Origin of the sequence: Nocardiopsis alkaliphila YIM 80379, assembly GCF_000341005.1 — a bacterium.
Taxonomy (GTDB): Bacteria; Actinomycetota; Actinomycetes; order Streptosporangiales; family Streptosporangiaceae; genus Nocardiopsis; species Nocardiopsis alkaliphila.
This window is the reverse complement of sequence record NZ_ANBD01000188.1, coordinates 1-10,141: the sequence shown is the minus strand read 5'-3', so window position 1 is coordinate 10,141 and position 10,141 is coordinate 1. Positions and strand designations below refer to the sequence as shown.

Genomic DNA, 10,141 nt, shown 5'->3' with positions numbered 1-10,141 from the left:
TCCAACGGCAACCCCGACACCGCCGACAACGTCGCCACCCTCGTCCCGGGCACCACGACCACCTGGCAGAGCATCGACACCCAAATGGGCCGAGCTGACTGGCTTATGGAGGCGGCCGACGAGGCAGACGAGGATGCCGACCATGCCACGATCAGCTGGATCGGTTACGACGCACCCAACGTCGCCGAAGCAACAGGGCCAGGCCGAGCCGAAGGTGCGGTCGATGAGTTGAGCCGTTTCCAGGACGGCCTTCGTGCCACCCATGAGAACACCACACAGTCGAACAACACCGTGATCGGACACAGCTACGGCTCCACCGTCGTCGGACACACCGCACAGAGCGAAGCCGGCCTCAACGCCGACAAGATCATCCTGGTAGGAAGCCCAGGCGCGAACGCCCAACACGCCTCCGAACTCGGGTTCCTCCCCGAGAACGTGCACGCCTCAACAGCCAAGAACGACGGGATCACCGCTTTCACCGATCTGACACATGGCACAGACCCCACCAGCCCCGACTTCGGAGCGACCGTCTTCAAGTCCGACAAGGGAAGCGAAGGAGGATCATTTCCTCTCGGAACCGCCCACTCAGAATACTTCAAGGAAGGCTCGCTCTCCCTGAAGTACATGGGCAAGATCATCGCTGGACAATAAAATGAACAAAAATATTAATCGACTAAAAACAACAATTCACACCACCATCGCCGCCCTCACACTAACGATCCACAGCACCGGATGCGCATACATGACAGGAATGGAAGAGACGATCACCCAAGACGAAGCCGCAGAAAAGGTCTGGGAACACATCAACGGGGTGATGTCCTCACTCCCAGAAGAAGCCGAACTCGAAAAACGACAGGGAATGAACTTCGCCTCCTGCGACGACCCCACAGACGGCGGCCCGAAAGACCGAGTCACTGTCGGAGAAAGATTGTGGATCCGAGGACTCCCCATGGAGGAAAACGAAAGTAATATCCAACTAGTGTATGACTACTGGATCAATAATGGCTACCACGTAGTTCACGATCTACGCCCTGATGAGCTTTTCGTAACCGTAGAAAACGAAAAAGATTATTTCCATGCATCTATTCAAACTAGCAACAAAGGGAGTCTTTCCATCGGCGTCACTTCCCCTTGCTTATGGCCCGAAGGCACACCGAACTCCTAAGGACGAGGACACCCGGCTCAGAAATCCCTCAGCCGGACACGATCACCCTTCACAGCATGAGCCAGACCGGGCTACCGACATACCTACGACAGGATGAGAAACCATCTAAACAGGTTTTTTCGCACCCCATCCAGCACACACCACTCAAAGCCACCCACCCAGCAAGTCAAGAAACATAACAGTTTAAGCAAACACAGGAGCGAGATCATCACCGACCAAAACAAGAGTGACCAAGAAAATGATCCACCTAAAAGCCGCAACCTACACCACCATCGCCGCCCTCATGCTAACGATCTACAGCACCGGATGCGGATACATGGCAGGAATGAAAGAAACCATCACCCAAGACCAAGCCGCCGAAAAAGTCCAAGAACACATTGACGGGATCATGTCCTCACTCCCAGAAGAAGCCGAACTCGAGACCCGACGAGGTACCCTTTTCGCCGCCTGTGACGACCCCACAGACGGCGGACCGAAGGACAGGGTCACTGTGAGCGAAAGGCTGTGGGTCCGGGGACTCCCCATCGAAGACAACGAAACCAACATCGAACGCATTTACGACTACTGGATCAACAACGGCTACCAAGTACTGCGGGACGAACGCCCAGAAAAGTCATCGATTACGGTCGAAGACGAATATTCCTTCGCAGCATTCCTGCGTGTCAGCGACCAGGGCAGTCTCTCCATCGGCGCCTCTTCTCCTTGCGTATGGCCCGAAGGCACACCGAACCCCTGAGGTAGCCGCTACAGGTCGAGGCACTACCCGAACGAACGGCGCCGACCAGCCCGAACGGCACCAAGGCCGCTGAGTCGAGCCGTGGGGAGACAGGGTCGATGTCGCTGCCAAGTGCTGCTTCGCCGCACATGACATCCGTCATGCACGGGCCGCTGCGAAACGCGGAGGAACCTCATGATCGTCGGTACTACCGTGGACCATCCGCTGAATCTAGGTTCGAAAGCATGAACCGCGATGACGAACACCTCTCCGCGCGACCGACCGAGGCGGCTCTGAGGGCCCCGAGTGGGCACCCGGAGCACCCACCGCCCGGGACGAAGCGAAAGCGCGGCCCGCGCCCACTCCCGCCGGGGGTGCCCTACCACCGCGTCCTCGCCGATGACAAGCGCCGGATCTGGCGAGGGATCGCCGCCCTCGCGCTCTTCATCGGCGGGATGCTCGCCTTCTCCTTCGTCCTCGGGTTCCTCGGCGCCTTCGTCGACTTGGCGCTCGGCCGGTCCAGCGTGCTCTTGGGCGGCGATGAGTTCACCCCCATCGCCCAGGCCTCCGGCCTGCTCGGGCTCGCCCTGCTGTGGCCGTGGAGCATGCTCATCCAGCGGTGGCTCTACGGCGTGAAGGGCGCCTCGCTGCATTCGGTCCGGTCGCTCTTCCGGGCCGACGTGTTCGGGCGAACCCTGCTGGTGATCCTGCCCATCTGGACGATCTACCTGGCCGCCTTCTCCGCCTTCTCGCCCTACGAGGAGTCCTCCTGGCTGTTCGCCGACCTCATCGCCATGTTCGCCATCACCCTGCTGTTGGCACCCTTGCAGTCGGCCGGTGAGGAGTACGGTTTCCGCGGGCTCGTCTTCCGGGTCGCCGCGAGCTGGGGGCGCGGGGCGCGCGCCGGTCTCATCCTCGGCGTGGTGGTGTCGAGTCTGCTGTTCATGGTGGCGCACCTGGCGTTCGACCCGTGGCTCAACCTGTACTACTTCACGATGGGCGTCACCCTCGCCCTCATCACCTGGCGCACCGGCGGTCTGGAGGTCGCCGTGGTCATCCACGCGGTGAACAACACGCTCGCCTTCCTGATCACCATCATCACTCGTGCCGACTTCATGGAGGGGATGGATCGGTCGGTGGGCGCCGGGTCACCGGTCATGCTCGTGCCCTGCGTCCTGCTCATCGCGATCACGGCCGTGGTGTGGCTGCGCACGCGACGGACGGGACCGGCCCTGACCCCGTTGGAGGCCGAGCCCGCACACGTGGTGGAAAGAAACCTCTGATTAGTCGCCCGGCGTTACGGGATTTTGGCCCCTGACGCCGGTTCGATCCTTCGAAAAGGTATTCGGTCCTCGCTGGGGCCCGGTTTTCGGGCATGCTGAGGACAAGCGACGTCGACTCTGGGTCACTGCCGCCGTGGTTCGAGTGAGAGACGTCGGTGGCTTGCCCGTGATATCCGGTTCCGAGGACTCGGGGAACGCGATTCGCCGTTTCTTCGGGCGTCTTCTACTTCGGGTGTGTTGAAACCACTCGTTGGAGGGGAACGTGGCCACCCGGAACGTCACCGGGGACGTTGGTCTCACCGAGTCCGAAAGGATTCTCGGACCTTCCTCGGCCCGAGGTCCGGGCCCTTGGCCACCGATTATTCGGCGGCGGCGCGTGCCTTGGGAGTCGGCACCTTCATGCCGCGGTCGCGGCCGTAGTCGGCGAGCATCTCGCGCAGTTGGCGGCGTGCCCGGTGCAGCCGCGACATCACCGTGCCCAGGGGCGTGCCCATGCGCTCGGCGACCTCCTTGTAGGCGTAGCCTTCGATGTCCACGAGGTAGATGACCTCCTGGAACTCCTCCGGAAGGCGAGCCAGGGCCTGCTTGATGTCGGAGTCCGGCAGACGGTCCAAGACCTCCGTCTCGGCCGACCGCATCCCCGATGAGGTGTGCGTCTCGGCCGCGGCGAGCTGCCAGTCCTTGATCTCGTCGGTGGTCTCCTGACGAGGCTCCCGCTGCTTCTTACGGTAAGTATTGATAAAAGTGTTGGTCAAAATCCGGTAGAGCCAGGCCCTTAGGTTGGTGCCGGCCCGGAACTGGTGAAAATTGGCGAAGGCCTTGGCGAAGGTTTCCTGTACGAGGTCTTCGGCGTCGGACGGATTGCGCGTCATGCGCAGGGCCGTCGGATAGAGCTGGTCTGCGAACGGTGTGACCGCGGTGGCGAAGTCGAGCGTCTGTTCCTCGTCGCGGGTCTCACCGGCCGTGGAGATGTGGTCCTTTTCGAGAGTCGTCAAGATTCCCCCTCGGGACGACCGGAACGATCACTTCCACACTGTTAGACGCAGCATCACCTTCCCAATGATGACATCAATCCACGTGATAAGGGTCACGGGATCACCCAAGACATCGCCGGAACCGGTAAGTATGCGATAAAGACGCAGGGTGGCGCTCGACCGGTACGCACCCGCCCCCTCGGGTGCCGTACTCTGACGTCGCCACCGGGCGCCTCCCGACGAAGCGCCCTTCGCACGGTGGACCGATCGCCCTACCCGTTTTTCTGTGGAGGACCCGTGGCCCGCGTCGTGGTTGACGTCATGCTCAAGCCCGAGATCCTGGACCCCCAGGGTCAGGCCATCGCCGGGGCCTGCTCCCGCCTCGGTTTCGAGGGGATCGAACAGGTCCGTCAGGGCAAGCGGTTCGAGGTCGAGGTCGAGGGCGAGGTGGACGAGGCCAAGCTCGCCGACGTTCGGCGCCTGGCCGAGACCCTGCTGGCCAACACCGTGATCGAGGACTTCGAGGTCCGCCCGGCCTGACCTCCCAGGATCCCCGCCGGCACGGTCACGAAAACACCGCCGGCCGACATCGGTCGGTACCGACGGACCTACCGTGGGACCACGTGCCGGAAGTGCCCGACTTGTTCAGCCGCGTCCCTTGAGGGCGCGGCTGTTCCGTTTTACCGGGAGCGGCCTCGGGAAGGTTCTCTAACGTGCCGAGCTGATCACCGACAGGAGCACGAGAGGTACACGGATGACGACCGTTTTCTCGATCTCCCTCCCACGACGGGCCTACACGGTCTCCGTCGTACGCGACGTACTCGGCGCTCTCCTTCGCAGGTCGGGGCTGTGTGAAGGGTGCGTGGACGACATCCTCCTCTCAGTCTCCGAGGCCTGCGCCAACGCCATCGAACATGGGGAGCCGGCCGACGACTACGAGGTCGAGGCCGAACTCGCACCCGGGTGGTGTGAACTTCGCGTCTCCCACGCCGGTCGCGTGCCGGAGGGCACGGCCCTCGCACGAAGATTCACTTCTGACCACGCGCATCTGCCTGGCCTGGAAGAGGAATCCGGTAGGGGCATCTCCTTGATGCGCTACCTCATGGACGAAGTCGCCTTCAGCGGAGAGCCGCGCACCACCGTCATCCTGCGCAAACGCGTCACCGCCTGTGACCTCACCGATGATCAGGCGTTCGGGGGAGAGGTCCCGCAAACCCGATTCGCCCTGTTGTAGACGACGTCGGAGCACCGACCCCGTACCCGTGGCGTCCACCCCGGGTACGGCCACGTCTCACCACCCCCATGGGGAGCGTGACGTAGGACACCGGACCTGTTCGGTCGCACACCCACACCCCCTGGACACGGGCCTTCCTTGGGAGGATCACACAGACGTACGCACCTGAAAAGGGGTGAGGGTCGTACCCGAGTACAGACGAGCGGGTACGCTGCGGAAGTAGCGGACCCACCGTCCTCGTGGCGGGGTCGGGCACCGAACTTCTCCCGTAGAACCACGATCTCGGAGTGTGCTCATGACAGCCCGTGTGGGCGTCGTCACCTTCCCCGGCTCCCTAGACGACAAGGACGCCGCTCGCGCGGTCTCCCTGGCGGGTGCCGAACCCGTCCCCCTTTGGCATGACGACGCCGACCTCAAGGGGGTCGACGCCGTCGTCCTGCCCGGCGGCTTCTCCTACGGCGACTATCTGCGTTGCGGCGCCATCGCACGATTCGCCCCGCTGATGTCCGAACTGGTCCCTGCGGCGCGTTCGGGCGCCCTGCCGGTCCTGGGCATCTGCAACGGCTTCCAGATCCTGTGCGAAAGCCACCTGTTGCCGGGCGCGCTCACCCGTAACTCCTCGCTGCGGTTCGTCAACCGTGACCAGGTCCTACGCATGGAGAACACGCGCACCGCCTGGACCAACGACTACGAGGAGGGCCAGGAGATCCTGGTGGTCCTCAAGAGCGGCGAAGGCAGCTACGTCGCCGACGAGGCCACTCTGGACCGGCTCGAGTCCCAGGGCCGTGTCATCGCCCGCTACGTCGGCGCCAACCCCAACGGTTCGCGTCGCGACATCGCCGGCGTCACCAACGAGCACGGCAACGTCGTCGGGCTCATGCCGCACCCCGAACACGCCGTCGAGGCCCTGACCGGCCCCTCCACCGAGGGCCTGGGCTTTTTCACCTCGATCCTGAGCCACCTGGCGGCCGGTGCCCCGGCCCACGCCTGACACACACCTGACAGGGGGACGATCCTCGCGATGATGGCGCTGCTGCGCTCCCGCAAGACCATGTACCTACTGGTGGGCCTGGTCGTGGTCGGCCTCGTGGTCTCCGGCGCCATCGGCCTGTTCCAGTCCTTCAACACCAACCCCGTGGGTGTTCCCGAGAACCAAGGGCCACAGGGGCAGGGGCAACCCGGTGGCCAAGGCCAGGAGCAGGAACCGCCTCCCGAGGTCGGCGCCCTCGGTACTCCCCCGTCCGGCTTCACCTACGTGGACCAGGACGAGGCGCACTGTGCCCAGAACGTGTGCTTCCGGCTGATCCTCGTCGCCGGCGAGGACGGCGAGGAACTCGACATGGATTCGGACGAGGCGATCGGGACGGTGTACGAGCACCTGCTCGCCAACGGCTGGCGTCAGGAACTCCCGCCGGAAGCCGAATCCGCAGACGACATCGAACTGACCGACTCCGTCCTCACCGACGGCGACACCCTGGTGGCCGACTCCTCGGCTCCGGGGGGCGACGCCCTACCGATCCTCATGCTGGGCAACGCGGGCACGCCCGCCTACTGATCCGGCGCCGGGCGGCGGACACGGCCAAGGCTCGGCCAGACCACCCCGCGCACCTCCGCGATACCCGAACGGAATCACCGCATGTCTGAAGTACCCGGTCTCGACACCGTCGCCACGGCGCACGACACCCCGGACGCCCCTCAGCCGTACGCCGAACTGGGTATGGCCAAGGACGAGTACGAACGGGTCCACGAGATCCTGGGCCGTCGACCCACCGCCGCGGAACTGGCGATCTATTCGGTCATGTGGAGCGAACACTGCTCCTACAAGTCCTCCAAGGTGCACCTGCGTCAGTTCGGGGAGAAGGCTCCCGAAAACGGCGCCCTGCTGGTGGGCATGGGCGAGAACGCGGGCGTGGTGGACGTGGGTGACGGGCGCGCCGTCACCTTCAAGATCGAGTCACACAACAGCCCGTCCTTCGTCGAACCGCACCAAGGTGCGGCCACCGGGGTGGGCGGCATCGTCCGCGACATCCTCACCATGGGCGCCCGCCCCGTCGCGGTGATGGACGCACTGCGCTTCGGTCCCCTCGAAGCCGATGACACCAAGCGGGTGCTGCCCGGAGTGGTCTCCGGCATCTCCTTCTACGGAAACTGTCTCGGCCTGCCCAACATCGGCGGCGAGATCGGATTCGGCCCCGGTTACCTCGGAAACCCGCTGGTCAACGCCCTGTGCGTGGGTGTGATGCGGCACGAGGACATCAAGCTGGCGCAGGCTCCCGGCCCCGGCAACAAGGTAGTGCTCTTCGGTTCCACCACCGGCCCCGACGGCATCGGGGGCGCCTCCGTGCTGGCCAGCGCCAACTTCGACGAGGAGTCGCACGCCAAGCGGCCCAGTGTCCAGGTCGGTGACCCCTTCATGGAGAAACTGCTCATCGAGTGCAGCCTGGAGCTGTACGCCCAGGACATGGTGGTGGGCATCCAGGACCTCGGTGCGGCCGGGATCTCCTGCGCCACCACCGAGCTGGCCGCGGGTGGTACCGGCGGCATGAACGTCCAGCTCGAAAAGGTCCCACTGCGCGACCACCGGCTCACCCCCGAGGAGATCCTCATGAGTGAGTCGCAAGAACGCATGATGGCGATCGTGGAGCCCGGCAAGATGGCCGACTTCCTCGCCGTCTGTGACAAGTGGGGCATCGTGGCCACCGAGATCGGCGAGGTCACCGACGTGACCCCCGAGGAGGCCGAGCGCGGTGGCCGGTTGGTGATGACCTGGCACGGCGAAACCATCGTGGACATGCCGCCGCGCACCGCCTCCGACGAGGGCCCCGTCTACGAGCGCCCGTACACGCGCCCCAAGGACCAAGACGCCCTCCAGGCCGACGACGCCGCCGAATTGCCCCGGCCCCAGGGCGACACCGAGCTGCGCGACCAGCTGCTGCGAGTCCTGGGCGCCCCTGGTGTGGGAGACCCCACCTGGATCACCCAGCAGTACGACAGCTACGTGCGCGGGGACACGGTCCTCTCCACCCCGCACGACTCCGGGATGATCCGGATCAGTGACGACTCCGATCGCGGGGTCGCGCTGTCCACCGATGGCAACGGCCGGTTCACCCGGCTGGACCCGTACGTGGGCACCCAACTGGCCTACGCGGAGGCCTACCGCAACGTCGCCACCACCGGCGCGCGTCCGCTGGCGGTCACCAACTGCCTCAACTTCGGTTCGCCCGAGGACCCCGAGGTGATGTGGCAGTTCGCCGAGGCCACCCGTGGTCTGGCCGACGCCTGCCAACAGCTGGGTACCCCGGTGACCGGCGGTAACGTCAGCTTCTACAACCAGACCGGTGAGGTGCCGATCAACCCGACCCCGGTGATCGGTGTGCTGGGCGTGATCGACGACGTGAACACCCGGCTGCGTTCGGGCTTCGACTCCGAGGGCTCCCGCGTCTTCCTGCTGGGGACCACCCGCCCCGAGTTCGGCGGCTCGGCCTGGGCCGACGTGATCCACGAGCACCTGGGCGGACTGCCCCCGCAGGTGGACCTGGCCGCCGAGGCCGCGCTGGGCGAGGTGCTGGTCACCGCCGCCGAGCAGGGTCTGGCCGTGGCCGCGCACGACCTGTCCGACGGTGGTCTGGGCGTGGCGCTGGCCGAGTCCGCGCTGCGCGGAGGCAAGGGCCTGCGGGTGGAGCTGGACGGTGACGCGTTCACCGAGTTGTTCAGCGAGTCCGGTGCCCGCGCGATCGTCGCGGTCGAGCCGGGTCGGGAGGAGGCGTTCGTGGCCTTGGCCGGCGAGCACGGCGTTCCGATCACCCAGATCGGCACCGTGGGCGGCGACGGCCTGACGGTGACCCACCCGGGCGGTGTCGTGGAGGTCGGTCTCGATGAACTGCGCACCTCCTATGAGGCGGCCATTCCCACCGTGATGGACGGCGTGTAGGCCTGGGCCCGCCGCGAAAAGGGGACGCTCGCGAAAGAGGGCGTCCCCTTTCGCTTACCCTGATCAGTTGAACGGTACCCGATAGGGTTTCACGGGCCAATCGGATCAAAAATTCGCTGTACAAGGGGATGGTGTCAATTCGTTGAAGCGACACCCTCGCTCTGATCCTTGTCCCGGGAATCCAGCAGGAGCTGCTGCATCTTCTCCTGCGGTGTGTAGAACCCCAGACACGCCCGCGGCCGGGTGTTGAGCTCTTCGGCGATCGCGGTCAGGTACGGCTGGTGCTGGGGGATGTCGGTGCCCTTGGGCAGGTACTCTCGGATCAGACGGTTGACGCTTCTATGTCAAGCAGCGAGATGGTGCTGAGTGATCTGGTGATCCCAGCAAGCGCGATCCGAGAGCATCGCCCGGTGGATGACGTCGATCAGATGGCACTGGAGAATCCGTCGAGCTCCACGAGCCCCCTTGGCCGGTTCGTGTTCTCGTTAGTGGGACGCTGCCACAGCGAGTGCGGATCGGCGAAGAACACCGGCAAGCCGAACAGGGCGGGGCCTCCCGCCTGAAGGCCGTCGCAGGCAAAGGCAAGGGTCCCGCCGACGGGTCGAGGCGATCTCAGAAGACTTTCGAACCGAACAAGGACGAAGGTATGAATCGCTGAATCACTCGGGCACCGGGACAGCCGTTGGGCCGCACCCCGATCCGTAAAGCGGGACGGACTGGGGTAGGACTGTGTGGAGGAGGTGGACACACATGGAACGCGCCAGACGCGGCAGGTTGAAGGGGGCTCTGGGGAGCCACGACCGCCCGGCCAGCGCCCTGAGTTTCCGGTTGGTCCTGGC

At 64.7% G+C, this 10,141-nt stretch carries 10 protein-coding genes and 1 pseudogene; 9 read left to right on the top strand and 2 right to left on the bottom strand.

Features of this window, described 5'->3' with window-relative positions; translation table 11 throughout:
* The 4 genes from D472_RS0124140 to D472_RS0124130 form a co-directional block, all read left to right on the top strand.
* On the top strand, positions 1 to 651 hold a 651-nt coding region (locus D472_RS0124140), incomplete at its 5' end, for an alpha/beta hydrolase (RefSeq protein ID WP_017607003.1).
* Position 652: 1 nt separating this feature from the next.
* Entirely contained in the window at positions 653 to 1,165 is a 513-nt protein-coding gene (locus D472_RS27920) for a hypothetical protein (RefSeq protein ID WP_083903568.1), read from the top strand.
* Positions 1,166 to 1,391: 226 nt separating this feature from the next.
* The gene (locus D472_RS0124135) at positions 1,392 to 1,901 is read left to right on the top strand and encodes a hypothetical protein (RefSeq protein WP_239643043.1); all 510 of its coding nucleotides are present in this window, start codon (positions 1,392 to 1,394) and stop codon (positions 1,899 to 1,901) included.
* A 224-nt stretch (positions 1,902 to 2,125) separates the two neighbouring features.
* Positions 2,126 to 3,163 (top strand): CPBP family intramembrane glutamic endopeptidase, encoded by a 1,038-nt coding sequence (locus D472_RS0124130; RefSeq protein ID WP_051046068.1) that lies wholly within the window; start codon positions 2,126 to 2,128, stop codon positions 3,161 to 3,163.
* A gap of 359 nt (positions 3,164 to 3,522) precedes the next feature.
* Here the strand turns inward: D472_RS0124130 and D472_RS0124125 are convergent, their stop codons facing one another.
* Positions 3,523 to 4,158, bottom strand: coding sequence for a sigma-70 family RNA polymerase sigma factor (locus D472_RS0124125; protein ID WP_017607000.1), 636 nt, complete (start codon positions 4,156 to 4,158; stop codon positions 3,523 to 3,525).
* 276 nt (positions 4,159 to 4,434) lie between these two features.
* On the opposite strand from D472_RS0124125, the gene purS reads away from it, so the two are divergent.
* From purS to purL, 5 genes are all read left to right on the top strand, one after another.
* Positions 4,435 to 4,677, top strand: coding sequence for a phosphoribosylformylglycinamidine synthase subunit PurS (purS, locus tag D472_RS0124120; RefSeq protein ID WP_017606999.1), 243 nt, complete (start codon positions 4,435 to 4,437; stop codon positions 4,675 to 4,677).
* A 214-nt stretch (positions 4,678 to 4,891) separates the two neighbouring features.
* On the top strand, positions 4,892 to 5,371 hold the full coding sequence (locus D472_RS0124115) for an ATP-binding protein (RefSeq protein ID WP_017606998.1): 480 nt from the start codon (positions 4,892 to 4,894) through the stop codon (positions 5,369 to 5,371).
* Between the two features lie 295 nt (positions 5,372 to 5,666).
* Positions 5,667 to 6,362 carry a phosphoribosylformylglycinamidine synthase subunit PurQ gene (gene purQ, locus D472_RS0124110; RefSeq protein WP_017606997.1) on the top strand — a complete coding sequence of 232 codons (696 nt, stop codon included), beginning with the start codon at positions 5,667 to 5,669 and terminating at the stop codon, positions 6,360 to 6,362.
* Positions 6,363 to 6,392: 30 nt separating this feature from the next.
* Complete coding sequence (locus D472_RS0124105; protein ID WP_017606996.1) at positions 6,393 to 6,926, top strand: hypothetical protein; 534 nt, start codon at positions 6,393 to 6,395, stop codon at positions 6,924 to 6,926.
* An 81-nt stretch (positions 6,927 to 7,007) separates the two neighbouring features.
* Positions 7,008 to 9,302: a phosphoribosylformylglycinamidine synthase subunit PurL gene (gene purL, locus D472_RS26405; protein ID WP_017606995.1), complete on the top strand. Its 2,295-nt coding sequence runs from the start codon at positions 7,008 to 7,010 to the stop codon at positions 9,300 to 9,302.
* A 134-nt stretch (positions 9,303 to 9,436) separates the two neighbouring features.
* On the opposite strand, the pseudogene D472_RS29600 reads toward purL, so the two are convergent.
* Positions 9,437 to 9,634 (bottom strand): annotated as a pseudogene (locus D472_RS29600) (IS30 family transposase); the annotation flags it as partial.
* Positions 9,635 to 10,141 lie beyond the last annotated feature (507 nt).